Origin of the sequence: Agrococcus carbonis (assembly GCF_900104705.1) — a bacterium.
Lineage (GTDB): Bacteria > Actinomycetota > Actinomycetes > Actinomycetales > Microbacteriaceae > Agrococcus > Agrococcus carbonis.
Genome location: NZ_LT629734.1, coordinates 2573664 through 2598461, shown reverse-complemented (window position 1 = coordinate 2598461; position 24798 = coordinate 2573664). Strand labels below are relative to the sequence as shown.

General features: G+C 74.6%; 24 protein-coding genes and 1 pseudogene. 9 read left to right on the top strand and 16 right to left on the bottom strand.

The window, feature by feature from the left end; genetic code table 11:
* Nucleotides 1-58 precede the first annotated feature (58 nt).
* The gene (locus BLT67_RS12450) at nucleotides 59-550 is read right to left on the bottom strand and encodes a peptide deformylase (RefSeq protein ID WP_092667303.1); all 492 of its coding nucleotides are present in this window, start codon (nucleotides 548-550) and stop codon (nucleotides 59-61) included.
* Complete coding sequence (locus tag BLT67_RS12445) at nucleotides 547-3951, bottom strand: pyruvate carboxylase (protein WP_092667302.1); 3405 nt, start codon at nucleotides 3949-3951, stop codon at nucleotides 547-549. The genes BLT67_RS12450 and BLT67_RS12445 overlap by 4 nt, the downstream gene beginning before the upstream one ends.
* Nucleotides 3952-4014: 63 nt before the next feature.
* Here BLT67_RS12445 and BLT67_RS12440 point away from each other — a divergent pair, with 63 nt between their 5' ends.
* Nucleotides 4015-4929, top strand: a complete 915-nt coding sequence (locus tag BLT67_RS12440) for a ParA family protein (RefSeq protein ID WP_092667301.1) — start codon at nucleotides 4015-4017, stop codon at nucleotides 4927-4929.
* A gap of 158 nt (nucleotides 4930-5087) precedes the next feature.
* On the opposite strand, the gene BLT67_RS12435 is transcribed toward BLT67_RS12440, so the two are convergent.
* From BLT67_RS12435 to BLT67_RS12415, 5 genes are all read right to left on the bottom strand, one after another.
* Complete coding sequence (locus tag BLT67_RS12435; protein WP_092667675.1) at nucleotides 5088-5651, bottom strand: MerR family transcriptional regulator; 564 nt, start codon at nucleotides 5649-5651, stop codon at nucleotides 5088-5090.
* A gap of 197 nt (nucleotides 5652-5848) precedes the next feature.
* Nucleotides 5849-6532, bottom strand: coding sequence for a transcriptional regulator FtsR (gene ftsR, locus BLT67_RS12430; protein WP_092667300.1), 684 nt, complete (start codon nucleotides 6530-6532; stop codon nucleotides 5849-5851).
* Complete coding sequence (locus BLT67_RS12425; RefSeq protein WP_092667299.1) at nucleotides 6529-6984, bottom strand: FHA domain-containing protein; 456 nt, start codon at nucleotides 6982-6984, stop codon at nucleotides 6529-6531. The genes ftsR and BLT67_RS12425 overlap by 4 nt, the downstream gene beginning before the upstream one ends.
* Nucleotides 6985-7119: 135 nt before the next feature.
* A complete protein-coding gene (locus tag BLT67_RS12420; protein ID WP_092667298.1) occupies nucleotides 7120-7434 on the bottom strand; it encodes an AzlD domain-containing protein in 315 nt (104 codons plus the stop codon).
* Complete coding sequence (locus tag BLT67_RS12415; RefSeq protein ID WP_092667297.1) at nucleotides 7431-8159, bottom strand: AzlC family ABC transporter permease; 729 nt, start codon at nucleotides 8157-8159, stop codon at nucleotides 7431-7433. Before BLT67_RS12415 ends, BLT67_RS12420 begins: the two co-directional genes overlap by 4 nt.
* A 45-nt stretch (nucleotides 8160-8204) precedes the next feature.
* On the opposite strand from BLT67_RS12415, the gene BLT67_RS12410 reads away from it, so the two are divergent.
* The 3 genes from BLT67_RS12410 to BLT67_RS12400 are packed head-to-tail and all read left to right on the top strand — an operon-like array spanning nucleotide 8205 to nucleotide 10671.
* Nucleotides 8205-8828 (top strand): DNA-3-methyladenine glycosylase I, encoded by a 624-nt coding sequence (locus BLT67_RS12410; RefSeq protein WP_092667296.1) that lies wholly within the window; start codon nucleotides 8205-8207, stop codon nucleotides 8826-8828.
* Nucleotides 8825-9544, top strand: coding sequence for a glutamine amidotransferase-related protein (locus BLT67_RS12405; RefSeq protein ID WP_157674353.1), 720 nt, complete (start codon nucleotides 8825-8827; stop codon nucleotides 9542-9544). Before BLT67_RS12410 ends, BLT67_RS12405 begins: the two co-directional genes overlap by 4 nt.
* Nucleotides 9541-10671, top strand: a complete 1131-nt coding sequence (locus BLT67_RS12400; protein WP_231945500.1) for a glycerate kinase — start codon at nucleotides 9541-9543, stop codon at nucleotides 10669-10671. Before BLT67_RS12405 ends, BLT67_RS12400 begins: the two co-directional genes overlap by 4 nt.
* A 26-nt stretch (nucleotides 10672-10697) precedes the next feature.
* Here the strand turns inward: BLT67_RS12400 and BLT67_RS13485 are convergent.
* The 3 genes and pseudogenes from BLT67_RS13485 to BLT67_RS12385 form a co-directional block, all read right to left on the bottom strand.
* Nucleotides 10698-10883 (bottom strand): annotated as a pseudogene (locus BLT67_RS13485) (CHRD domain-containing protein); the annotation flags it as partial.
* 28 nt (nucleotides 10884-10911) lie between these two features.
* Entirely contained in the window at nucleotides 10912-11913 is a 1002-nt protein-coding gene (locus BLT67_RS12390) for an LLM class flavin-dependent oxidoreductase (RefSeq protein WP_092667293.1), read from the bottom strand.
* 59 nt (nucleotides 11914-11972) lie between these two features.
* The gene (locus tag BLT67_RS12385; protein WP_092667292.1) at nucleotides 11973-13151 is read right to left on the bottom strand and encodes an acetyl-CoA C-acyltransferase; all 1179 of its coding nucleotides are present in this window, start codon (nucleotides 13149-13151) and stop codon (nucleotides 11973-11975) included.
* 122 nt (nucleotides 13152-13273) lie between these two features.
* Here BLT67_RS12385 and BLT67_RS12380 point away from each other — a divergent pair, with 122 nt between their 5' ends.
* Together BLT67_RS12380 and BLT67_RS13480 are read left to right on the top strand one after the other, a co-directional pair.
* A complete protein-coding gene (locus tag BLT67_RS12380) occupies nucleotides 13274-13687 on the top strand; it encodes an arsenate reductase ArsC (RefSeq protein ID WP_092667291.1) in 414 nt (137 codons plus the stop codon).
* A 98-nt stretch (nucleotides 13688-13785) separates the two neighbouring features.
* Nucleotides 13786-13941 carry a hypothetical protein gene (locus tag BLT67_RS13480; protein ID WP_157674351.1) on the top strand — a complete coding sequence of 52 codons (156 nt, stop codon included), beginning with the start codon at nucleotides 13786-13788 and terminating at the stop codon, nucleotides 13939-13941.
* Nucleotides 13942-13977: 36 nt separating this feature from the next.
* Here BLT67_RS13480 and BLT67_RS12375 read toward each other — a convergent pair whose 3' ends face one another.
* Together BLT67_RS12375 and BLT67_RS12370 are read right to left on the bottom strand one after the other, a co-directional pair.
* The gene (locus tag BLT67_RS12375) at nucleotides 13978-14400 is read right to left on the bottom strand and encodes a VOC family protein (RefSeq protein WP_092667290.1); all 423 of its coding nucleotides are present in this window, start codon (nucleotides 14398-14400) and stop codon (nucleotides 13978-13980) included.
* 73 nt (nucleotides 14401-14473) lie between these two features.
* Nucleotides 14474-16444, bottom strand: a complete 1971-nt coding sequence (locus BLT67_RS12370) for an FAD-dependent oxidoreductase (protein WP_231945499.1) — start codon at nucleotides 16442-16444, stop codon at nucleotides 14474-14476.
* Between the two features lie 113 nt (nucleotides 16445-16557).
* Between BLT67_RS12370 and BLT67_RS12365 the strand changes: the two genes are divergently transcribed.
* Together BLT67_RS12365 and BLT67_RS12360 are read left to right on the top strand one after the other, a co-directional pair.
* A complete protein-coding gene (locus BLT67_RS12365; RefSeq protein WP_092667289.1) occupies nucleotides 16558-17853 on the top strand; it encodes a hypothetical protein in 1296 nt (431 codons plus the stop codon).
* 164 nt (nucleotides 17854-18017) lie between these two features.
* Entirely contained in the window at nucleotides 18018-19166 is a 1149-nt protein-coding gene (locus BLT67_RS12360; RefSeq protein ID WP_407922507.1) for a trans-sulfuration enzyme family protein, read from the top strand.
* A gap of 6 nt (nucleotides 19167-19172) precedes the next feature.
* On the opposite strand, the gene BLT67_RS12355 is transcribed toward BLT67_RS12360, so the two are convergent.
* Entirely contained in the window at nucleotides 19173-21152 is a 1980-nt protein-coding gene (locus BLT67_RS12355) for a sensor histidine kinase (protein ID WP_172802026.1), read from the bottom strand.
* 105 nt (nucleotides 21153-21257) lie between these two features.
* Between BLT67_RS12355 and BLT67_RS12350 the strand changes: the two genes are divergently transcribed.
* Nucleotides 21258-22397 carry a PQQ-dependent sugar dehydrogenase gene (locus BLT67_RS12350; RefSeq protein WP_092667672.1) on the top strand — a complete coding sequence of 380 codons (1140 nt, stop codon included), beginning with the start codon at nucleotides 21258-21260 and terminating at the stop codon, nucleotides 22395-22397.
* 38 nt (nucleotides 22398-22435) lie between these two features.
* Here the strand turns inward: BLT67_RS12350 and BLT67_RS12345 are convergent, their stop codons facing one another.
* The 3 genes from BLT67_RS12345 to BLT67_RS12335 are packed head-to-tail and all read right to left on the bottom strand — an operon-like array spanning nucleotide 22436 to nucleotide 24731.
* Nucleotides 22436-23251 (bottom strand): isocitrate lyase/PEP mutase family protein, encoded by an 816-nt coding sequence (locus tag BLT67_RS12345; RefSeq protein WP_092667286.1) that lies wholly within the window; start codon nucleotides 23249-23251, stop codon nucleotides 22436-22438.
* A gap of 56 nt (nucleotides 23252-23307) precedes the next feature.
* The gene (locus BLT67_RS12340; protein WP_231945498.1) at nucleotides 23308-23979 is read right to left on the bottom strand and encodes a methionine ABC transporter permease; all 672 of its coding nucleotides are present in this window, start codon (nucleotides 23977-23979) and stop codon (nucleotides 23308-23310) included.
* The gene (locus BLT67_RS12335; RefSeq protein ID WP_172802025.1) at nucleotides 23976-24731 is read right to left on the bottom strand and encodes a methionine ABC transporter ATP-binding protein; all 756 of its coding nucleotides are present in this window, start codon (nucleotides 24729-24731) and stop codon (nucleotides 23976-23978) included. Before BLT67_RS12335 ends, BLT67_RS12340 begins: the two co-directional genes overlap by 4 nt.
* Nucleotides 24732-24798: the final 67 nt, after the last annotated feature.

Genomic DNA, 24798 nt, shown 5'->3' with positions numbered 1-24798 from the left:
GGCGCCGCGCCGCACACGGCGAGGGCCCCCGCGATCGCGGGGGCCCTCGCCGTCTGCGTCAGTACCAGGAGGCCTTGCGCACCTCGGCCATCGCCGCCGAGCGCATCTCCTTCTCGAGCGCCTGCAGGTAGAGCAGGCCATCGAGGTGGCCCATCTCGTGCTGCAGCATCTGCGCCATGAGCCCCTCGCCCTCGAGCACGACCTCATCGCCCTCGAGGTCGACGCCGACGACCCGGCAGTACGGGTGGCGCGGCGTCGGGAAGCCGAGCTCGGGCACCGAGAGGCAGCCCTCGTCCACGAGCTGCGGCTCGCCGCGCACCTCGTCGATGCGCGGGTTGAGCACGTAGCCGACCTCGCCGTCGACGGCGTAGGAGAACGCCGCCTTCGCGACGCCGATCTGGCACGCTGCGACCCCGGCCCGGCCGGGCACCACGACGGTGTCGAGCAGGTCCTGCACGAGCGCGGCGGTCGCTGGGTCGGCGGGGTCGACGGGGGCCGCGCGCTCCCGCAGCACGGGGTCGCCGAAGACCCGGATCTCGCGCACCGTCATGCGGGCTCCACCACCGCGATGAGGTCGCCCGCCTCGACGGGGGTCGTGCCGGTGAGCGCCAGGCGCTGCACGATGCCGGCGACCGGCGTCGTGATCGCCGCCTCCATCTTCATCGCCTCGATCGTCGCGACCGCGTCGCCCGCGGCGAGCGTGTCGCCCTCGGCGACCTTGATGGTGACCGCCCCGGCGAAGGGGGCGGCGACCTGGCCGGGCACCGACGCATCCGCCTTCTCGGCCTGCGGCTTGTCGACCTTGACGGAGCGGTCGCGCACGTAGACGGGGCGCAGCTGGCCGCCGAGCACCGTCATGACCGTCACCATGCCGTCGTCGTCGGGCTCGCCGACCGCCTCGAGCTCGACGTTGAGGGTCACGCCGCGGCCGATGCCGACGTGGTGCTCCTCGCCGGCCTGCATGCCGTACAGGTAGTCGATCGTGTCGACGACCGAGAGGTCGCCGTACTGGGCGCGGCTCTCGTCGAACGCCTTGGTGGGCCCGGGGAACAGCAGCTCGTTGAGCGCGTGCTGGCGGTCGGCGCCGGGGGTCTGCAGGCGCTCGGCCTGCTCGGGCGCGAGCGGCTTGACCGAGACGTCGACGTCGCGGCCCTCGAGCACCTTCGAGCGGAAGGGCTCGGGCCAGCCGCCGGGCAGGTCGCCGAGCTCGCCCGCCATGAAGCCGATCACCGAGTCGGGGATGTCGTACTTGCGCGGGTCGCGCTCGAAGTCGTCGGGGTCGACGCCCTGCGCGACGAGCTGCAGCGCGAGGTCGCCGACGACCTTCGACGACGGCGTGACCTTCGTCGGGCGGCCCAGGATGCGCGAGGCCGCCGCGTACCAGTCCTCGATCTTCTCGAAGTCGTCGGCGAGGCCGAGCGCGATCGCCTGCTGGCGCAGGTTGGAGAGCTGGCCGCCGGGGATCTCGTGGTGGTACACGCGCCCGGTCGGGCCCGGCAGGCCCGACTCGAACGGCTTGTACAGGCGACGGACCGCCTCCCAGTAGGGCTCGAGGTCGCTCACGGCCTGCAGCGAGAGGCCCGTGTCGCGCTCGGTGTGCGCGACGGCGGCGACGAGCGCCGACATCGAGGGCTGGCTCGTCGTGCCCGACATCGCGGCGCTCGCGACGTCGACCGCGTCGACCCCGGCGGCGGATGCGGCGAGCAGGGTGGCGAGCTGGCCGCCGGCGGTGTCGTGCGTGTGGAGGTGCACCGGGAGGTCGAAGCGCTCGCGGAGCGCCGCGACGAGCTTCGATGCGGCGCCCGCGCGCAGCAGGCCCGCCATGTCCTTGATGGCGAGCACGTGGGCGCCCGCCTCGACGATGCGCTCGGCGAGCCGCAGGTAGTAGTCGAGCGTGTAGAGGTCCTCTGCAGGGTTCAGCAGGTCGCCCGAGTAGCACAGCGCGACCTCGGCGACCGTCGATCCCGTGCCGCGTACGGCGTCGATCGCGGGGCGCATCTGGTCGACGTCGTTGAGCGCGTCGAAGATGCGGAAGACGTCGATGCCCGTGCGGGCGGCCTCGTCGACGAACGCGCTCGTGACCTCGGTCGGGTACGGCGTGTAGCCGACGGTGTTGCGGCCGCGCAGCAGCATCTGCAGCGGGATGTTGGGCATCGCCTCGCGGATGCGCGCGAGGCGCTCCCACGGGTCTTCGCCGAGGAACCGCAGCGCGACGTCGTAGGTCGCCCCGCCCCAGGCCTCCATCGAGAGCAGCTGCGGCGTGAGCCGCGCGACGTGCGGCGCGACGGCCACGAGGTCGGCGGTGCGCACGCGGGTCGCGAGCAGCGACTGGTGGGCGTCGCGGAAGGTGGTCTCGGTGACCGCGAGCGAGGTGCGCTCGCGCAGCGCCTTCGCCCAGCCCTCGGGCCCGAGCTCCTGCAGCCGCTGCCGCTCGCCGTCGGGCGCCGGCAGGTCGACGTCGACCGCGGGCAGCTTGATCGCCGGGTTGATGACTCCGTCGGCCTCGCCGTTGGGCTTGTTGACCGTGACATCGGCGAGCCACGCGAGCACCTTCGACGCGCGATCCTTCGGCGGGTTGATGCGCGTGAGCTCGGGGTGCTCGTCGATGAAGTTCGTCGAGACGTCGCCCGCGCGGAACTCCTCGGTCTCGAGCAGGTTGAGCAGGAAGGGGATGTTCGAGGCGACGCCGCGGATGCGGAACTCGCTCACCGCGCGGTGGGCGCGACGGATGGCGGTGTCGAGGTCGCGGCCGCGGCACGTGACCTTCGCGAGCATCGAGTCGAAGTGCGGGCTCACCTCGGTGCCCGGGTTGATCGTGCCGCCGTCGAGGCGCACGCCGGCGCCGCCGGGCGAGCGGTAGGCCGTGATGCGGCCGGTGTCGGGGCGGAACCCGTCGGCGGGGTTCTCGGTCGTCACGCGGCACTGCAGCGCGGCGCCGTGCATCTCGATCTGGTCCTGGGTCAGGCCCAGCTCGGCGAGCGTCTCCCCCGCGGCGATGCGGATCTGGCTCGCGACGAGGTCGACGTCGGTGATCTCCTCGGTGACGGTGTGCTCGACCTGGATGCGCGGGTTCATCTCGATGAAGACGTGCTCGCCGGCCCGCTCGCCCGCGGTGTCGAGCAGGAACTCGACCGTGCCCGCGTTGACGTAGCCGATCGACCGTGCGAAGGCGACGGCGTCGCGGTAGAGCTCGGCCCGCTTCTCCTCGCTGAGGTTGGGCGCGGGCGCGAGCTCGACGACCTTCTGGTGCCGGCGCTGCACCGAGCAGTCCCGCTCGAAGAGGTGCACGGTCTCCCCGGTCGCGTCGGCGAGGATCTGCACCTCGATGTGGCGCGGGCGGACGACGGCCTGCTCGATGAACATGGTGGGGTCGCCGAACGCGCTGTCGGCCTCGCGCATCGCGGCCTCGAGCGCCTCGCGGAGGTCCTCGCGGCGCTGGACGAGCCGCATCCCTCGCCCGCCGCCGCCGGCGACCGCCTTGCAGAACACGGGGAAGCCGATCTCGTCGGCGCCCGCGAGGAGCGCCTCGAGGTCGGTCGTCGCGGGCGTCGAGCGCAGCACCGGCACGCCGGCCGAGATCGCGTGCTCCTTCGCCGTCACCTTGTTGCCGGCCATGGCGAGCACCGAGGGTCCGGGGCCGACGAACGTGATGCCCGCCTCGGCCGCGGCGGTCGCGAGCTCGGGGTTCTCGCTCAGGAAGCCGTAGCCGGGGTAGATGGCGTCGGCGCCGGCGTCCTTCGCGACGCGGATGATCTCGCTCACGGTGAGGTAGGCGCGCACCGGGCGACCGGGCTCGCCGATCTGGTACGCCTCGTCGGCCTTCTGGCAGTGGAGGGAGTTGCGATCCTCGTGGGCGAAGACGGCGACCGTCTTGATGCCCAGCTCGTTGGCGGCGCGGAACGCCCGGATCGCGATCTCGCCTCGATTGGCGACGAGGAGCTTGGAGAACATGCAGGACCCTTCGGGGTGTGGCGGCGTGTCCGCTCCAATCTAGTGGCGCTAGGCTTGGCCGCCGTGCACGTACTCTCGATCAGCTCGCTCAAGGGCGGTGTCGGCAAGACCACGGTGACGCTGGGTCTGGCCTCGGCCGCCTTCGCCAAGGGCCTCCGCACGCTCGTCGTCGATCTCGACCCCCAGTCCGACGCCTCGACCGGCATGGACATCGAGATCGAGGGCCGCCTCAACATCGCCGATGTGCTCTCGAACCCGCGGGACAAGGTCGTCCAGCAGGCCATCTCGCCCTCGGGCTGGACCCAGGGCCACGGCGGCACGATCGACGTGCTCATCGGCAGCCCCTCGGCGATCAACTTCGACGGCCCGCACCCGACGATCAAGGACATCTGGAAGCTCGAGACGGCGCTCACGACCGTCGAGAACGACTACGACCTCGTGCTGGTCGACTGCGCCCCGTCCCTCAACGCGCTCACCCGCACCGCGTGGGCGGCCTCCGACCGCGTGCTCGTGGTGACCGAGCCCGGGCTCTTCTCGGTCGCGGCCGCCGACCGCGCGCTGCGCGCGATCGAGGAGATCCGCCGCGGCCTGAGCCCGCGCCTCCAGCCGCTCGGCATCGTCGTGAACCGCGCGCGCCCGCAGTCCCTCGAGCACCAGTACCGCATCCAGGAGCTCAAGGACATGTTCGGGCCACTCGTGCTCGACACCGTGCTGCCGGAGCGCACGTCGATGCAGCAGGCGCAGGGCGCGGCCCGTCCCCTGCACGTGTGGCCCGGCGAGGGCGCGCAGGAGATGGCGCTCCAGTTCGACGAGCTGCTGCAGACCGTGCTCACGTCGGCCGGCCGCATGGGCGACGAGGCGGCTTCGGGTCGCCGGGTGCCCGCACCGACAGCCGCGGTCGACGCGACCGCCGCTGCTGAGCTCGAGGCCGCCGCGGCTGAGGCCGAGGCGAACGACAGCGAGGCCGGCAAGGCATAGCCGGCGAGGCATAGCCGGCACCGTACGTCGCGCCTGCAGGCGCCGGCGCTCGGCGCCCCCCGACGATCAGGGATCGCCTGCGAGGCGCCCGACGTCGCGGCGGAAGATCGGCGCGCAACAGCGCAGCCGTCACCGCAGCGCGGCGACGATCGCGGCCGTCAGGCGGTGCGGCTCTTGCGCGCCCGCCGCGCGGCGAGCTCGTCGACCGGATGCTGGTCGACCGGCGTGACCTCGAGCTCGATGAGCTGCGTCTCGACCTCGCGCAGCACCTTGCCGACCGCGATGCCGAACACGCCCTGGCCGCGGCCGAGCAGGTCGATGACCTCGTCGCTCGAGGTGCAGAGGTAGACGCTCGCGCCGTCGGAGATGAGGGTCGTCTGCGTCAGGTCGCGGACGCCGGCGTCGTGCAGCTGCTGGATCGCCACGCGGATCTGCTGGAGCGAGATGCCCGTGTCGAGCAGGCGCTTGACGAGCTTGAGCACGAGGATGTCGCGGAACGAGTAGAGGCGCTGGCTGCCCGAGCCCTTCGCGGGGCGGATGCTCGGCTCGACGAGGCCCGTGCGGGCCCAGTAGTCGAGCTGGCGGTAGGTGATGCCGGCGGCGTCCGCGGCGATGGCGCCCTTGTAGCCCACGGCGTCCTGCTCCTGCGGGAGGCCGTCGGTGAACAGCAGGCCCAGGTCGTAGCGACCGGCGCGCTCCTCGGCGGCACCGTCGTGCGCCATGCCGCTCTGGTCTGCATCGCCGCGCTCGCGCATGGCCGTCCCTTCCGCTGTGCTGGGCTCAACCTTCAAGTGCGGGTTGAGTGTTGGCCCCACCGTAGCGACTCGACGCCCCGACTCCGTGCATCTGGCGATCGGCGCGGCGTGTCGGAGCCGAGTCTACGCCCTGCCGCCCACCGAGCACAGGGACGCGCCCGCGATCAGCCCTCGAGCGCCTCGCGCGTGAGCAGCTCGCGCACCGACTGGATGTGGCTCGCGAGGTCGCGCGCGGTCTCGGCGGCCTTCGCCTGGCTGCCCGTCTCGCGACGGCCCCGCATGGGCGCGAGCGCCGACTCGATGAGCGCGGCCTCCCGCTGCGCCGACTGCCGCATGCCGCGCAGGTGGCGCGGCTCGATGCCGAAGCGCTGCAGTTCGACGAGTGCCTTGAGCGACTGCAGCGCCGCCTCGCCGAAGGGCTCGGCGCCCGGCACGAGCTGGGCTGAGATCGCATCGGCGAGCAGCTGCTTGGAGGCGCCCGACTCGGCCTGGAGCTCGGCGCGCGAGAGCCGCCGATCGGCGCCGAGGATCGACGGCGCCTCGACGCGCACGTTGGCGCCCGGGATCTGCGGCGAGCGCCCGGCGTCGATGTCGTCGAGGTGGGAGAGGATCACCTTGAGCGGCAGGTAGTGGTCTCGCTGCAGCGTGAGGATGTAGCGCAGCCGCTCGAGGTCGGCCGCGTCGAACTTGCGGTACCCGGATGCGGTGCGCTGCGGCGTGATGAGGCCCTGGTCCTCGAGGAAGCGCAGCTTCGACGGCGAGAGGTCGGGGAACTCGGGGCCCAGCTTCGCGAGCACCTGGCCGATGGAGAGGAGGCCCGACTGCTTCCGGGCCGCCTGCGCGCTCACGCCTGGGGCTCGAGATCGAGGCGGGAGCGGTAGAACGTCAGGCGGAACTTGCCCACCTGCACCTCTGCGCCGTCGCGCAGCGTGACCTGCTCGACCCGCTCGCCGTTGTGGTACGTGCCGTTGAGCGAACCGAGGTCGCGCAGCTCGAAGGTGGTGCCGGTGCGGGAGAACTCCGCATGCCGGCGCGAGACCGTGACGTCGTCGAGGAAGATGTCGGCATCCGGGTGGCGACCCGCGATGGTGGAGTCCTGGTCGAGCAGGAAGCGCGCGCCGACGTTGGGGCCGCGGCGCACGACGAGGATGGCGGAGCCGGACGGCAGCGAGGCGACCGCCTCGCGGTCCTCGGCCGAGGTTCCCGACAGCATCGACGCCAGCTGCGCGCGGTAGTCGTCACCCCACGACTGCGTGCTCTCGCTGTCGGGGCCGGGCCTGCGGCCGTCCTGCTCGGTCATGCGCTTCCTCCACGCGACGGTGCCAGCGGCGCTGGCGGGACGATCAGCATAGCGACAGGACGCTGTGACCCTGCACCGGGCCACGGCGATCGCTCGATCCGCCCACCCTAGCGAATGCGGCGGGGTCACGGGACGTCACGCGAAGCCCGCCCACTGGCGCAGCGCCGCCGCGACCGCCGCAGCGGCCGCGACCGCGACGATGAACGGCGCGCGCACCGCGAAGAGCCCGGCCGCGACGAGCACCGCCGGGATCCGCGCGTCGAGCACGAGCCCGCCGTCGCCGCCGAGCGTCTGCACCGCCACGAGGCCCGCGAGGAGCGAGACGGTGAGGAGCTCGAGGGTGCGACGGGGCCTGGGTCGCTCGAACAGCCGCGGCGGCACCGCGTAGCCGACGAGCTTGATGGCGAGCACGGCGATCGACGCGAGGAGGAGGAGGTGCCACAGGGTCACGCGTGCTGCCCCTCTCGGTGATCGGGGCCGCCGGGATCGGGCAGCGACGACTCGTGCCGTGGTCCGAGCACGTTCGTCACGCCCACCACGACCCCGACGACCGCCGCGACGATCACCGGCATGCCCGAGGGCAGCACCGGCAGCAGGGCTGCCGCGAGCGCCGCGCTCGCAGCCGCGGTCGCGATCGCCTGCCGCGCCTTGAGCCGCGGCCACAGGAGGCCGACGAACGCGGCAGCCGCGGCAGCGTCGAGCCCCCACTGCTTCGGATCCCCGAGCAGGTCGCCCAGCAGCGCGCCGGCGAGGGTCGCGAGGTTCCAGCCGATGTAGATGCCCACGCCCGTGACCCAGAAGCCCACCCGCTGCGCGCGCGGCTCGGTCTGCGCGAGCGACACCGCGGTCGACTCGTCGATCGTCACGTGGGCGGCGATCGCCGCCATCGCGCGCCGCGGCTGCACGACCTGCCGCATCCGCATGCCGTAGAGGGCGTTGCGCAGCCCGAGCATCGCGGCGCTCGCCACGCCCGCGACACCGCCGCCCGCGGCGATGACCCCGATGAAGGCGAACTGCGAGCCCCCGGAGAACATCAGCAGGCTCAGCACCATCGTCTGCCACAGGTCGAGGCCGCTCGCGATCGAGAGCGCCCCGAACGAGAGCCCGTACGCGCTCGTGGCGACGACGACCGACAGGCCCTCGCGCCAGGCGCGGCCCACCGCATCCGTCTGCACCGATCCAGCCTATGCGGGGCCGCGGGCGCGACTAGCCTGGTCGGCATGCACCTCATCGTCGGCGACGACGGCCGCGCCCGGCCCGCATGGGCGGCGACCGATCCGCTGCTGCGCGACTACTACGACGGCGAGTGGGGCATGCCGGTGCGCGACGAGAGGGGCCTGTTCGAGCGGCTCTCGCTCGAGGCCTTCCAGTCGGGGCTCTCGTGGGCGACGATCCTGCGCAAGCGCCCCGCGTTCCGCGCCGCGTTCGCGGGCTTCGAGGCGGATGCGGTGGCCCGGTTCGGCGAGGCGGACACGGCCAGGCTCATGGCCGACGCCGGCATCGTGCGCAACGCACGCAAGATCGCCGCGACGATCCAGAACGCGCGCGCGACCGTCGCGCTGCGCGAGTCCGAGGGGCTCGCGGCGCTCATCTGGTCGTTTCAGCCGGAGGCGACGCCGATGCCGCTGACGGCCGCCGACGTGCCGACGCAGAGCGCCGAGTCGATCGCGCTGTCGAAGGAGCTCAAGCGCCGCGGCTTCGCGCACGTGGGGCCGACGACGATGTTCGCGCTCATGGAGGCGGTCGGCATCGTCGACACGCACCTCTTGGGCTCGCACCGCCGCGGCACGAGCGGCGTGTGGACCGCCGACGGACGGCGGGCGGATGCGGGGAGGGCGGCATGAGGCGGATCCTGATCGTGCAGTCGCGGCCGGAGGACGCGGTCGCCGACGCCGAGCTCGAGGCGATGCTGCGCTTCGGCTCGCTCGACACGGCGCGCGTCGAGCGCGTGCGGCTCGACCGCGAGCAGCCGGCGATCGACCTCGCCGGCGTCGACGCGGTGCTCGTGGGCGGCGGTCCGGCGAACTTCAGCGACGAGCACCTGCGGCCCGACGGGCACGCGTCGACGATCACGTGGCTCACGCGCCTCGCGACCGAGGTCATCCGGGACGACGTGCCCTACCTCGGCGCCTGCCTCGGCCTCGGCGCGCTCGTGCACGCGCTCGGCGGGCGCATGGTGCGCGGCATCGCGGAGTCGGTCGCGCCGGTCGAGCTGAGCCTCGTGGGCGAGGACTGGCTCACCGACGGCCTGCCGCGCGCATTCACCGCGTTCGGCGGCCACAAGGAGGGCATCGCGGAGGCCCCGGAAGGCGCGACGACGCTCGCCGTCTCGGCCGCGTGCGTGCACATGGTGCGCGTCGGCGAGCACGTGGTCGGCACGCAGTTCCATCCCGAGCTCGACGCCGACGGGCTCGAGCAGCGCATCCGCGTCTACCGCGACCACGGCTACTTCTCGCCCGACGAGGTCGACGACCTCGTCGCCGCGGGCCGCGCGGCGCACGTGACGCATCCGCAGACGATCCTCGCCCGATTCGCCGAGCGCTACGGGCTGCAGCGGTGAGGGCGGTCGTCGCCTTCGACGCGTTCAAGGGCAGCCTGACCGCCGCCGAGGCGTGCGAGGCCGCCGCGCGCGGCATCCGCGGCGCGGTGCCCGGAGCCGAGGTGGTGCTGGTGCCGATGGCGGACGGCGGCGAGGGCAGCCTCGACGCACTCCTCGCGCGCGGCGGCGAGGAGGTCATCACCGACACCGTCGACGCGATCGGCCGGACGGTCTCGGCCCGCTGGGCGCTCGACGGCTCGCACGCGATCATCGAGCTCGCCCAGGCCGCCGGGCTCCCCCAGGTCGAGGACGTGCCGCTGCGGCCGCTCGAGGCGTCGACCGCCGGCCTCGGCGCCGTCGTGCTGGACGCGCTCGACCGCGGCGCCGACGAGGTGACGCTGCTGCTCGGCGGCTCGGCGACGACCGACGGCGGGGCCGGGCTGCTCTCGGCGCTCGGCGCGAGGCTCACGGATGCGTCGGGCCGGCCGGTGCCGCCCGGCGGCGGTGGCCTCGCGGCCGTCGCGCACCTCGACGTCGCCGACTTCGACGCGCGCGCGAGGGCCGCGCGATGGCGGTTCGTGACCGACGTCGACGCACCGCTCACCGGCCCGCGCGGCGCTGCCGCCGTCTTCGGGCCGCAGAAGGGCGCGAGCCGCGACGAGGTGCGGACGCTCGACGCGGCGCTCGACCGCTTCGCGCGCCTCGGCGCCGACGCGCTCGGCGTGGACGCCGCATCCATCGTCGACGTGCCGGGCGCCGGCGCGGCGGGCGGGGTCGCGAGCGTGCTGCGCGCGCTCACCGGCGGCGACGTCGTCGCGGGCGGGGCGTGGTTCGCCGAGCTCGCGGGACTCGACGCCGCGATCGCGGATGCCCAGCTCGTGCTGACCGGCGAGGGCCGCTTCGACGGCCAGTCGGCGGGCGGCAAGGTCGTCTCGGTCGTGCACGCGGCCGCCGCCCGGCGCGGCGTGCCGCTGTGCGTCGTCGCAGGCTCGGTGGACGCCGATGCAGCCGCCGCGATGGGCGTGCCGGCGTTCTCGCTCGCCGTCGGCCCGGCGGCGCTCGACGCGCTGCAGCGCGACGCGGCCGACCTGCTGGCGGCGACCGCCGCATCCGTCGCCCGGCTCGCGCGAGCGATGCGCTCCGCCTGAGCGGAGCGTCCGACACGAGCCTGGCCTCAGCCCAGCTGGCCGCGCAGCGCGCCTGCGGGGAACGCGGCGGTGTGGACGTTGACGTAGTAGTCGGCGGGCGACCTGAGCAGGGCGAGCGCGAGCTCGCGCGAGACGCTGGCGCAGTCGTCGCCGAAGGAGAGCGGCACGACGACGGAGCCCGCCACCCCTGCGGGTGCGGCGTGGATGTGCGCGGCGAGCGCGTCGTCGCGGGTGGCGGGGCTAGGGGCCGGTTGCGTCGCCGAGCGCGCCTGCCGCGGCGAGCAGCTCGAGCGCGCGCACGCGCTCGGGCGTGCGGCCCTGCACGGCCATGATGAGCTCGTCGGCGTCGGCCTCGTGCTGGAAGCGCCGCAGGGTCGCGGTGGCCTCCTCGCCGGTGCCGAGGGCGGTGTACTGGACCATCTTCGCGACCTGCGCGCCCTGGGGGCTCGCGGCGAGCGCGTCGAGCTCGTCATCGCCGACGGTCTGCGCGATCGGGCTGTCCCGCAGCAGGATGCTGCGCACGCGCGAGCGCACGACCTGGCGCTGGAGCGCGAGCGCCTCGTCACGCGTGTCGGCGACCACCGCGTTGATGCCGGCGATCACGTAGGGCTCGGCGAGCTGCTCGCTCGGCTCGAACCGCTCGCGGTAGACCGCGACGGCCTGGTGGAGCGCGTCGGGGGCGAAGTGCGAGGCGAACGCGTACGGCAGGCCGAGCGCCGCGGCGAGCTGCGCCCCGAAGAGCGACGAGCCGAGGATCGTCAGCGGCACGCGCGTGCCCCGGCCGGGCACCGCCGCGATGCCGGGGACGACCGACTCGCCGGCGAGGTAGCCGCGCAGCTCGACGACGTCCTCGGGGAAGCGCTCGGACGCGCGGATGTCGCGGCGGAGCGCGCTCCACGTGCGCTGGTCGGTGCCGGGCGCGCGGCCGAGCCCGAGGTCGATGCGGCCCGGGTGCAGCTCGGCGAGCGTGCCGAACTGCTCGGCGATCACGAGCGGCGAGTGGTTGGGCAGCATGATGCCGCCGGCGCCGAGCCGGATCGTCTCGGTGTGCGCCGCGACGTGCGCGATGAGCACGCTCGTCGCGCTCGAGGCGATCGTCGCCATGTTGTGGTGCTCCGCGTACCAGACGCGCGCGTAGCCGAGCCGCTCGGCGGCGCGCGCGAGCTCGACCGAGCCCTGCAGCGCTGCGCCGACGGACTCGCCGGGGGCGATGTGGGCGAGATCGAGCACAGACAGACGCACCCGCCCAGCCTAGGCGGGGCGGGTGCGTCTCGCGCGGGTGTCCGCTCGAGGCGGAAGCGTCAGATGGCCTCGAGCACGACGGCCGAGCCCTGGCCGCCGCCGCCGCAGATGCCGGTCGCGCCGATCGAGCCCGAGCCGAGCCGCTGGAGGCGGAGCGCGAGGTGGCCGACGATGCGGGCGCCCGACGCGCCGATCGGGTGGCCGAGCGCGATCGCGCCGCCGTTGGCGTTGACGATCTCGGGGTCGACGCCGAGCTGGCGGGTCGATGCGACGCCCACCGCCGCGAACGCCTCGTTGATCTCGACCGCCTGCAGGTCGCCGGTGCTGAGGCCCGCGCGTTCGAGCGCCTGCTCGATCGCGTCGGCGGGCTGCGAGTGCAGCGACACGTCGCCGCCCGCGACGAAGCCCGTCGAGCGGATCTTCGCAAGCCCCGCGATGCCGTGGGCGGATGCGTAGGCGTCCGACACGAGCACGACCGCGGCCGCGCCGTCGGTGATCTGGGATGCGTTGCCGGCCGTGACCGTGCCGTCCTTCGTGAAGGCGGGGCGGAGGGCCGCGAGCGACTCGGCGGTCGTCTCGGGGCGCACGCCGTCGTCGGCCGAGACCGTGACGGTCTTCCGCCCGGCCTTCGCCTCGATCGGCACGATCTCGTCGTCGAAGGTGCCGTCGCCCTGGGCGCGCGCGAGGCGCGCGTGCGAGGCCGCCGCGAGCTCGTCCTGCTGCTCGCGCGTGATCTCGAACGACGCGTTGTAGCCGTCGGTCGACTCCCCCATCGCGACCCGGTCGAACGCATCCGTGAGCCCATCGAACTGCATCGTGTCGATGAGGCTCGCGTCGCCGAACTTGCTGCCGGCGCGCATGGGCACGGCGTGCGGCGCGAGCGTCATCGACTCCTGGCCGACGGCCACGACGACGTCGGCCTCGCCCAGCTGGATCATGCGGTGGCCGGTCACGATCGCCTCGGTGCCCGAGAGGCACACGGCGTTGATGCCGAGCGCGGGCGTCGTCATCGGGATGCCGGCGCCGACGGCGGTCTGCCGCGGCGGGTTCTGGCCGACGGTTGCCTGCAGCACCTGGCCGACGACGACGGCGTCGACCTCGTCGGGAGCGACGCCGGCCTTCGCGAGCGCGTGCTTCGCGGCGTGCGCGCCGAGCTCGGTCGACGGCGTCTGGGCCAGCTGGCCGAGGAACTTGGCGAACGGCGTGCGGGCGTAGCCGGCGATGATCGTCTCGGGCATGGTGCTGCTCCTTCGCAGGTCGGGATCGCGCCCATCGTACCGCCGCCGGGCCCGAAGCGAGCCACGAACCTGACGAGCGGTTCAGGTCGCGCCGCGCCCGGCGTACGCGCGATGATGGACCCGTGACCGATCCCGTCAGCGCCTTGTTCGTGTGCGTGCACAACGCCGGCCGTTCGCAGATGGCCGCGGGCCTCCTCCGCGAGCTCTCCGGCGGCGCCGTCGAGGTGCGCTCGGCCGGGAGCCTGCCCGCCGACCAGATCAACCCCGTCGCCGTCGAGGCGATGCGCGAGATCGGCATCGACATCGCCGCCGAGACCCCCAAGGTGCTGACGACGGATGCGGTGCGCGCGTCCGACGTCGTCATCACGATGGGCTGCGGCGACGCGTGCCCCGTCTTCCCGGGGAAGCGCTACGAGGATTGGGAGCTCGACGACCCCGCCGGTCAGGGCATCGACGCCGTGCGGCCCATCCGTGACGACATCGAGCGCCGCATCCGCGGCCTGCTCGACTCGCTCGGCATCGAGCCGACCCGCTGACCCTCTCGCCTCGCCGCTCTCCCTCGCCTGCACTCTCCCCTGGCACTCAGCCGCGGCGGGTAGGAAAGGGGGCCAGTGCGAGACGAGAGGAGCGATGGATGGACCACCACGACGACCGCAGCGAGCACGACGGCGCCGCGACCCCGCAGCAGGGGCATGGCGACGAGGGCCGGCCCGAGCCCGACCAGCACGACCCCGGCACCGAGGAGGACACCGCCTCGGGCGGAGCCGCGCAGGAGCCCGACGGCGCCTGACGCAGCCGGAGCGCGCGGCGCCGGCCGAGGCGCGGGTCAGCCCGAGTGCCCGGTCGGCGCCGCGATGCTCACCATCCAGGTGACGCCCCACCGGTCGACGAGCATGCCGAACGTGTCGCCCCATGGCGCCTGCGCGAGCGGCTCGACGATGCGGGCACCGTCGCTGAGGCCCTCCCAGTAGCGCGTGAGCAGGTGCGCGTCGTCGCCCGAGACGGAGACCTGCTGGCCTCGCTCGGGCACCGGCATCGTCGACGGCGTGTCGCTCGCCATGAGCGTGTGGCCGTCGGCGGTCGTGAGCTGCGCGTGCATGACGAGGTCGGCCTCGCCCGGCTCGTGCTGCATGCCGCCCTCGCCGAAGGTCGTCACGACGAGGTCGCCGCCGAAGACGCCGTGGTAGAAGTTCATCGCCTCGCGCGCCTCGCGGCCGAACGCGAGGTAGGGGTTCAAGACCGTCGACATCGTGCCTCCTCCTGCGGCCGCCGGCCGGCCGCACCCGGCCAGCATCGCGCAGGCCAGCGGGAGCCGCCAGAGCTCAGTCGGCGGTCGAGAGGGCCAGCCGCCACGCCTCCGCGATCGCCGCGTCGATGCCGCGCGGCGAGAGCGCGTCGCCGATCGCCGCGACCGGTACGCCGAGCTGCGCCTCGAGGCCCTCTGCGTCGAGCCCCGCGAGACCGACCGACCGGCGCGGGGTGAGCGCCACGACGGCGTCCGGCTCCCGCAGCGGCGTCTCGGCGCCCGTGAGCGCGTCGACGGCGACGAGCCGCTCGGCGTCCGCGCGCACGCGCGCGCTCGTGATGCGGTCGAACGCGCCGGCGGCGAGCGTGCGCAGCACCAGCTGCCGCTCGTAGCCGGTGCCCACATGCGGCAGCAGCTGCTCGAAGGGCGTCACGACCTGCACCGCGAGCCCCGCGGCGACGAGGCTCAGCAGCACGCCGGAGGCGTGGGCGGTGCCGTCGTCGTCGACCACGAGCACCCGAGCGCCCAGCCGGTCGGGCGCATCCATCGCCGTCCACGCGTCGACCGTCGCGGGCCGCTGCCCCGCGAAGCCGCCGCCCGCCGCGAGCGTCGTGCCCTCGGGAGCGACCGCGCCGGTCGCGAGCGCCACGCGGTCGGGTGCCGTCGCGCGGATCGCCTCGGCCGTCGCCTCCACGCCGAGCCGCAGGTCGACCCCGGCCGCGCGCGCGTCGCGCTCGAGGTCGGCCACGAGCAGGCCGACCGAGCCGCGACCGGGCACGCGCGACGCGCGCCGCAGCTGCCCGCCGAGCTGCGCCTCCCGCTCGAGCAGGGTCACCGCGTGGCCGAGGCGCGCGAGGTCGAGGGCGGCGCGCAGCCCCGCCGGGCCACCGCCGACGACCGTCCAGCGCTCGCGCGCGGCGGCGCGCTCGGGCGACGCCTCGAGCTCGCGACCGGCCTGCGGGTTGACGGTGCAGGTGACCGCGAGGCCCTGGCTGCCGCGACCGAGGCAGCCCTGGTTCAGGCGGATGCAGTGGCGGATGCCCGAGGTCTCCCCTGCGAGCAGGCGGTTGCCGAGGTCGGGGTCGGTGAGCTGGCCGCGCGTGAGCGCCACCGTGTCGGCGATCCCGCTCGCGAGCACCTCCTCGGCCTGCTCGACCGAGTGGGCGACGCCGACGCCGAAGACCGGGATGTCGGGGTTGGCGCGCTTGAGCTCGGCGACGTCGTCGCGCAGCCAGTCGACGGGCATCGCCGACGACGGGAACACCCAGTGCACGTCGTCGTAGCTGCCTGCGGCCGGGTCGAGGAAGTCGATGCGCGCCTCCTCGCGGAGGGCCGCGACGAGCGTGCGGCACGCGGCGGCGTCGAGGCCGGCGTCGTTGTGCTCGTTGACGACGATGCGGATGCCGACGGTGAAGTCGTCGCCGACGCGCGAGCGCACCGCGCGCAGCACCTCGCGCGGGAACCTCGTGCGCCCCTCCACGTCGCCGCCGTACGCATCCGTGCGCCGATTCGAGATCGGGCTCAGGAACTGGTGCAGCAGGTAGCCGTGGGCCATGTGGATCTCGACGCCGTCGAAGCCGCCCAGCCGGGCGCGCTCGGCCGCATCCGCCCACGCCTCGACGAGCGTCGCGATGTCGCGCGCGCTCGCCGCACGCGTCGCGATCGCGGTCGAGGGCGAGAGGATGCGGCTGGGCGCGATCACGGCGCGCGGCCCGTCGGGCCCCTCGGGCGCCGCCTGCGCACCGTGGTGGTTGAGCTGCACGAGCACGCGCGCGCCGGCCTCGTGGATCGCGTCGGTCATGCGGCGGTTCGCGTCGACCGACTCGGGCCGCCACGCATCCTGGAACCCGCGCGTCGAGGCGCTCGGGTGCACGAAGTGGTTGCCGGCGACGAACAGCCCGCAGCCGCCGCGGGCACGGCGCACGAAGTACGCGGTCTCGCGGTCGGACTCGACGCGGTCGGAGTACTGCTTCGAGTGGGCGGCCTGCATGATGCGGTTCGGCGCTTCGAAGGATCCGATGCGCAGCGGCTGGGCGAGGAGGGTCACGACACGATCCTGGCACTCCCGCGCGGGCGGAGCGCGCACGCATGCTGGCCTTCGACGCCCCGCGTCCTCTACCTTGGAACCTGCACATCACGCACGATTGCGAGGTCTCCCCGGTGGATGAGCAGCCGGCGTCGCGGCCCCCGACGCTCTCCGCTGAAGCGGAGGCGCGTCGGCGTGCCGGCGTGCTCGCCGAGCTGCGGCGCCGACGCACCCGCCGGCGCTGGACGGTTGGGCTCTCGACGCTCGCCGCCTCGGCGCTCATCATCGCGGGCTCGGCGGTCGCGTGGAGCTCGCAGGCCCGCGCCGGAGCGCTCGCCGGAGCGATCGAGTCGTGGCACGTCGAGCACGAGCGCGCGGGCTGCGAGCTCGCGGTGCGGATCGTGCGCGCCGTCGGGCTCGAGCGGCGCGCGAAGGACGTGCTCGAGGCCGCCGACCTCGGCGCGGCCGAAGAGCTGCTCCCCTCCGCCGAGCGCACCCGCTTCGCCGAGCAGCGGGAGGCGCTGCTGACGGGCATCGCCGACGGCGTCTACATGACGGATGAGGATCGCGAGCTCGCCGACCGCTGGGAGGCGCGGGCGCTCGCGACCGGCGATCCCGGCTCGTTCGACCTCCTCGGCGAGTGCATCGCCGCGGCGGCCGCCGATCGGCAGCCGCTCGCCGGGGTGACCGCCGAGCGCGTCGACGCGCTCGCGCGCGAGCTGCGGCGGCTCGGCGACCCGCGCGACTTCGACGACGCCCGCATCGATCGCCTCGAGGCGGCGCTCGCGCAGCTCGGCGCGAGCGCGGTGCGCACCGCCGAGGGCCGCGCCGACGTCGCCGCGGTGCAGGCGCGGCTCGGGCTCGCACCGGCGGAGGCCCTCGGCGCGCTCAAGGATGCGGACGACCACCTCGCGGCGCTGCTCGCCGCGCGAGACGAGCAGCCGTCGCTCGCCGACATCCTCGACCTCGTGGAGGGCATGGGGCTGCACGCGGCGGCCGCGTGGGTCGCGGAGGCCTTCCAGCTCGCCGCGCAGGGCGAGCAGGAGGCCGCCGACGCGCTCCTCGCGGCATCGCAGCAGACGCGTGACGCGATCGCGCGCGCCGCGCCTCGCCCCATCACCGACTACGCGCCCGTGCGGCCGGCACCGGTGCGCGAGGTGCCCGCGCCAGCGCCCGCGCCGTCGAGCCCGTCGCCGGGCCCGTCGCGCACGCCCGTGCCGCCGCCCGCGCCGTCCGGCGGCGTCGGTCCCGCGCTCCCGCCCGTCATCGTGCCGCCGCTCGACCCGTCGCCGGCGCCCGAGCCCCAGCCGACGGCGCCCGCCGAGCCGTCCGAGCCGCTCCCGCCGGTCGATCCCTCCCCGAGCATCGACCCCTCGCCCGACGCGGGGCTGTCGCTCCCCGGCGACGGCGGCCCGACCTCGGCGCCCTAGCGACCAGCCGCAGCCCGTAGCGACCAGGCCGAGCCCGTAGCGACCGAGCCGAGCGCCGCGGCGACGCGCGCCGCCGCGCCTCCCGGCCATCACTGCGCGTTTGCGGCATGATCGGACGCATGACGACGAGCAATGACGCTCGCCTCCGACTCGACTCACTCGCGGTGCATGCTGGCCGCGAGGACTTCCAGTCGCTCGGCGTGCACGCGACCCCCATCGACCTCTCCTCCACCTACCCGCTGCCGAGCGTGGCGGCGGGCGGCGACGCCTACGAAGTGGGCGCCGGCGGCGGCGACCCGTCGGAGGTGACCGCCGTCTACCAGCGCCTCTGGAACCCCACGGTGGCCCGCTTCGAGCGGGCGTTCGCCGCGCTCGAGCGCGCGGAGGCAGCCGTCGCGTTCGCGACCGGCATGGCCGCCGTGACGGCGGTGCTCACGGCGGCGAAGCAGCGCCGCGGCAGCCACGTCGTCGCGGTGCGGCCGCTCTACGGCGGCACCGACCACCTGCTCGCGAGCGGACTGCTCGGCACCGAGACGACCTTCGTCGAGCACCACGACCAGGTCGCGCGGGCGGTGCGGTCCGACACGGGCCTCGTGGTCGCCGAGACGCCGGGCAACCCCACCCTCGAGCTCGTCGACCTCGACGCGCTCGTCGCCGCGGCGGGCGATGCGCCCGTCCTCATCGACAACACGTTCGCGACCCCCGTGCTGCAGCGTCCGCTCGAGCACGGCGCCGCCTTCTCGATGCACTCGGCGACAGAGTACATCGGCGGCCACGGCGACGTCATGGGCGGCGTCGTCGCGTGCAGCGACGAGTGGGCGCAGGCGCTGCGCCCCGTCCGCGCGATCACCGGCGCGATCGCCCACCCGTTCAGCGCCTACCTCATGCATCGCGGGCTCCAGACGCTGCCGCTGCGCGTGCGCGCGCAGCAGGCGGGTGCCCAGCGCGTCGCCGAGGCGCTCGCCGCGATGCCGGGGGTGCACGAGGTGCGCTACCCCGGTCTCGACGGATGCGACCCGTCCGGCCTCGTCGGCGAGGGCCGGCAGATGGAGGGCCCCGGCTCGATGCTCGCCTTCGACCTCGGCTCGCACGAGCGGGCCGCCGCGGTCGCGGAGGGCGTGCGGCTCTTCACGCACGCCGTCTCGCTCGGGAGCGTCGATTCGCTCATCCAGCACCCGGCGTCCCTCACGCACCGGCCGGTGCAGGCCGAGGCGAAGCCCAACGCGGGCGTGCTGCGCGTCTCGATCGGCCTCGAGGACCCTGAGGACCTCATCGACGATCTCGAGCGGGCGATCGCCGCGGCGGTCGCGTAGCGCCCGTCAGGCAGCCGCCGGCGGCGCGGCCGGCAGGTGCAGCTCGGCCGTGATGCCCCCGCGATCGTTCGTCGCGAGCGCGGCCATGCCGCCGTTGCGCTGCGCGAGCTCCGAGACGATCGCGAGCCCGAGGCCCGTGCCCGGCGTGCTCTCGCGCTCGGCGCTCGGCGCTCGGTAGAAGCGGTCGAAGGCGTGCATGAGCTCCTCGGGGCTCATGCCGGGGCCGGTGTCGGAGACGAGGATGCGCACCGCATCCCCCGCCTGCTCGGCCCGCAGCTCGATGCGACCGCCGTCGGGCGTGAACTTGCACGCGTTCATCAGCAGGTTGGAGAGCATGCGGATGACGTCGCTGCGCACGGCGAGCACGGCTTCGTCGCGGCAGTCGACCAGGACCTCGAGCCGCTTGGCCGCGCTCACCACCTGCAGGTTATCGCGCACCTCCTCGAGCAGGACGTCGCAGCGCAGCCGCTCGGGCTGCGGCGAGCTCGGCGCGGGAGCCGTGCGGCTGAGCGTGAGCAGGTCCTCCACGAGCTCGGAGAGCCGGAACGCGTTGCGGTCGATCACCTCGACCCACTTGCGCTCCGGCTCGCCGAGCGTGCCGCCGCCGAGCAGCTCGGCGTAGCCGACGATGCTCGTGATGGGCGTGCGCAGCTCGTGGCTCGTGGTGACGAGGAAGTCGTCGCGCTGGCGCTCGAGCTCCGCGCGGATGGCCCTCGCGGCGTCGCGCTCCACCTCGGCCTCGAGCTGCGTGCGGCGCGCGCTGAGCATCGCGGTGACGTCGAGCAGCTGCACCGCGAGGCGGTCCCCCTGGCCGGCGATCCGGTTGGCCGCGACGGTGATCGTGCGGCCCGCGTCGGTCGTGACGGTCACCTGCTCGCCGGTGCGCAGCGCCGCCAGCGCGGCGGAGCGCAGCGGACCCGCCCACTCATGGCCGATGAGCTCGCGGCTCAGCAGCCGGCGTCCGGCCGGGTTCGTCCACGTGACGCGCGTCGCGTGCTCGTCGCGCGCGGCCAGCACGAGCCCGATCTGCGCGTCGAGGAGGCTGCCGCTCAGCAGCCGGTGGTTCGCCTCGACCTGCTGCGTGAGGGCTCGCAGCTCGTACTGGGCGGCCGAGAGCACGACCGCGAAGCCGCCGAACGACACGAGCATGAGCTCGAACATCACCGCGCCGAGCGCCGGGTCGAGCCCCGCCCGCACGAAGGGTCCGCCGCCGTCGAGCATGAGCACGAGCATGAGGAGCGCGGCGATCGCCGCCTCGGGCAGCACGACCCGCACGGGGAACCGCAGTGCCGCCCACGCGAGCAGCGGGAAGGGGGCGAAGGCGAGCGGCAGGGTGGACTCGGGGTGGTAGACGATCGCGATGACCGCTCCGAGCAGCACCGCCTGCACCGCCATCTCGATCGGGCGGGCCGAGACGGGGATGCGGTTCGGCAGCGCCGCGAGCGGCGCGATGAGGATGACGGCGGCGGCGTGCGAGGCGGTCACGTGCAGGAGCGTCGGCCAGAAGGAGGCGCCCTCGACGAGCGCCAGGGCGAGCGCAGCCATCGCCCCTGCCGTCGCGGCCCCCGCGAGCGTCGCGAGCGCGAAGCGCATGCCGGCCCGCAGCGATGCGAGCGCGAAGCGGCGCCTCGCGACGCCGAGCAGCGCAACGACGACGGCGACCTCCGCGGCATTCGCGGCCCCAAAGGCGAGCGCGAGCGGCAGCGGCCTGCCGCTGACCGCGTTCGCGATCGCGGTCATGACGAGCACCATCCCGACCGCCGCGGGCAGGCGCGACGCGGGCTGCAGCATCGCGAAGAGCACCGAGAGCCCCGCCGCGGGCCACCACAGCGCCACCGAGGTGCCGGGCGGCGTGAGCTGCACGCCGAGCGCCGCGGCGGCGAAGATCGCCGCCGGGGCGAGCACCCACGCCCACCAGGGCAGCACGGGGCGCCAGCCGGTCTCGCGCTCCCCGTAGGGCGGGCGCGCCGCCTCCACGGTGCTCATGGAGCAAACGCTACGCATCCTCGCCCGATCTGCACAGCCTCGGGCCCGCCGCGGGCTCCCGCGCCACTCGCGGCGCGCCTATGCTGGCACCGTCGGGAGGTGGCGATGCGGGGACCCAGACGCGCGGCGGTCGGCGCGCTCGCCGCGGTCGCCGCGCTCGCGCTCGTGGCGTGCGGGATCGGCTCGCCGCCTCCGGGGCCCGACGCGACCGGCGCAGGGACGGCCGCGTCCGAGGGCCCCGGTCCGAGCGGATCCGGCCCAGCCGCGACGGCGGCCGCGGTGCCGCCGGGAACGCTCGATGCGCCCGCCGTGCTCGCGACGGGACTGTCGTCGCCCTGGTCGGTCGTGCCGATGCCGGGCGGCGGGGCGCTCGTGAGCGAGCGCGACACCGCGCGCATCCTCGAAGTCTCGCCCGCGGGAGCGGTGCGCGAGCTCGCGCGCATCGACGGCGTCGCCCCGCGCGGCGAGGCGGGCCTGCTCGGGCTCGCGATCGCCGACGGGCACCTCTACTGGTACGCCACGGCGCGCGACGGGAACGCGGTCTCGCGGGCGCGCCTGACCGGCTCCCCCGGCGCGCGCGAGCTCGGCGCGCCCGAAGCGGTGATCGCGGGGATCCCCGCCACCTCGTTCCACGACGGCGGCCGCATCGCCTTCGGGCCCGACGGCATGCTCTACGTCACGACGGGCGACGCCGGCGATCCGTCCGCGGCGCAGGACCGGGACAGCCTCGCCGGCAAGATCCTGCGGCTCGAGCCCGACGGCGCGATCCCGGCCGACAACCCGTTCCCCGGCTCGCCGGTCTACACGCTCGGCCACCGCAACCCGCAGGGCCTCGCGTGGGACGACGACGGCACGATGTGGGCGACCGAGTTCGGGCAGGACACGTGGGACGAGCTCAACCGCATCGATGCGGGGGCGAACTACGGCTGGCCCGAGGTCGAGGGGGCGGCGGGCTCGACCGGGTTCGCTGATCCCGTGCAGCAGTGGCGGCCGGCCGAGGCGAGCCCGAGCGGCATCGCGATCGCGGGCGGCAGCATCTGGATCGCGCACCTGCGCGGTGCGGCGCTGCGCGAGGTGCCGCTCGCCGACCCCGGCACCTCCACGGTGCACTGGCAGGGGCGGTACGGGCGGCTGCGCGACGTCGCGACCGCGCCGGACGGCTCGCTCTGGATGCTCACGAGCAACACCGACGGGCGCGGCTCGCCCGCAGAGGGCGACGACCGCATCCTCCTCGTCTCGCCCTGACCCCGACCCGCCGCTCGATCGCACGCCGGGCTTCCTCGTCAGGCTTCGCGTGCGCCGAGCATGCCGTCGACGTCGGGCAGCTGTGCGAAGCGCGTGACCGTGCCGCGCTCGCGCAGCTCGTGGGCGGCAGCGAGCCAGCCGCCCCACGCGGCGCGCGCGAGCGTGCCGCCGACGCTGATCCGGCGCACCCCCAGGTCGGCGGCCTCGGCGACGCTCAGGAACGGCGCGTTGAGCAGCACGTTGACCGGCTTCGGTGCGACGGCGCCGACGATCGTGGCGACCTCGTCGGCGGTCGTCAGCCGCGGCGCGTAGAGGCAGTCGGCGCCGGCATCGGCATACGCCTGCAGGCGCGCCACCGTCTCGTCGAGGTCGGGCCGTCCGACGACGAAGCCCTCCGAGCGGGCGGTCAGGAGCACGCCGGTGCCGCTCTCGTCGATCGCCCGACGTGCCGCGGCGATGCGCTCGATCGCGAGCGCCCGATCGTGCAGGGGGTGCTCGGCGACGCCCGTGGAATCCTCGATCGACAGCCCCGCGATGCCGGTCGCGACGGCAGCCGCGACGTGCTCGGCGACCTCCTCGGACTCGACGGCGTAGCCGCCCTCGAAGTCGGCGTTGAGCGGCACCGCCACCGCATCCGCGAGCTCGCGCAGGTGCGCGAGCGCGTCGTCGAGCCGCAGCCCGCGGTCGGCGCGGCCGAGGCTCCACGCGGCGCCCGCGCTCGTGGTCGCGAGCGCCGGGAACCCCATGCGTTCCAGGGTGACGGCGCTGCCGGCGTCCCACGGGTTGGGCATCACGAAGGTGTCCTGCTCGTGCAGGCGGTGGAAGGCCTCGGTCGCCGCGCGGACGGTCGCCATGCCCGCACGCTACGACGCGCAGGCGCCGGCCACAACCTCCGGCCGGGGCGCGCAGGCTACCGCTTGTCGAGCAGCGCCGACGCCTTCTCGCCGACCGCCTGCAGCAGCAGAACGAGCACGATGACGACGGCGACGGTCGTGTACATGAGCGGCCAGTCGTACTCCTGGTAGCCGTAGCGGAGCGCGAAGTCGCCGAGTCCGCCGCCGCCGACGATGCCGAGCACCGTCGAGTACGAGATGAGGCTGATGGCGGCGGACGTCAGCGCGTAGACCAGGCCGGACCGGCCCTCGACGAGCAGGAAGTGCCACACCGTCTGCAGCGCATCCGCCCCCATCGACCGCGCGGCGGCGAGCACGCCGGAGGGGATCTCGAGCAGGATCTGCTCGACGAGCCGCGCGTAGATCGCGACCGCGACGAAGCACAGCGGGAACGTGGCCGCTCCGGTGCCGAAGGTCGTGCCGTAGAGCAGGCGGGTGAGCGGGATGAGGACGACGACGAGCAGCAGGAACGGGAACGAGCGCACCACGGTGACGTAGGCGTTCGCGACGAGCCAGATGCCGCGGCGCTCCTTGGGTCCACCTGGGCGCGTGAGGAAGATGGCCACCCCGAGCGGCAGCCCGACGAGCACAGCCGCCGCGAGCGAGAAGCCGAGCATGAACGCCGTCTCGACGAGCGCGACGACGATCTGGTCGCCGTTCTCGGCGAGCGAGTCGAGCACCTCGTTCACGCGCCGAGCACCCGCCGCACGTGATCGGCGTAGCTGCCGCCGCGATCGCGGGCCGCCCCGCGGGCCACCGGCAGCACGTCGCGCAGCGCGCCGCGCTCGAGCACGGCGACGCGGTCGGCGATCGCGGCGACCGACTCGAGCTCGTGCGTGACGAGCACGACCGTCGTGCCGAAGTCGGCGCGCGCCTGGGCGAGCAGCGCGAGCACGTCGTCGGTGGCTCGCGTGTCGAGCGAGCTCGTGGGCTCATCGGCGAGCACCATTCCCGGGCGCGTCACCAGCGCACGGGCGATCGCGACGCGCTGCCGCTGCCCGCCCGAGAGCTGTGCCGGGTAGTGCCGCGCGCGATCGGCGAGGCCGACGTAGTCGAGCAGCTCGGCCACGCGCGCGGGGTCGGCGCGCCGCTCGAGCACGAGCGGCAGCGCGACGTTCTGCTGCACGGTGCGGTTGCCGAGCAGGTTGAAGCCCTGGAAGACCATGCCGATGCGGCGGCGCAGGGCGCGGATGCGCGGCCCGCGCAGGCGCGCGGGCTCGGCGCCGAGGATGGTGACGCGGCCGCTCGTGGGGTGCTCGGTCGCATCGAGGAGCCGCAGCAGCGTCGACTTGCCGGCGCCGGACTCCCCCACGACGCCGAGGATCTCGCCGCTGCGGATGCCGAGGCTGACGTCGTCGAGCGCGGCGACGTCGCCGTAGCGCACGCTGACGCGCTCGAGCGTCGCGACGTGCTCGGGCGCCTCGGCGGCTTCGTGCGGCACGGCAGTTCCCCCATGTCTGATCCCGGTTCGTCGACCACCCTATAGTTGAACGCAGTCCAGCAAATCG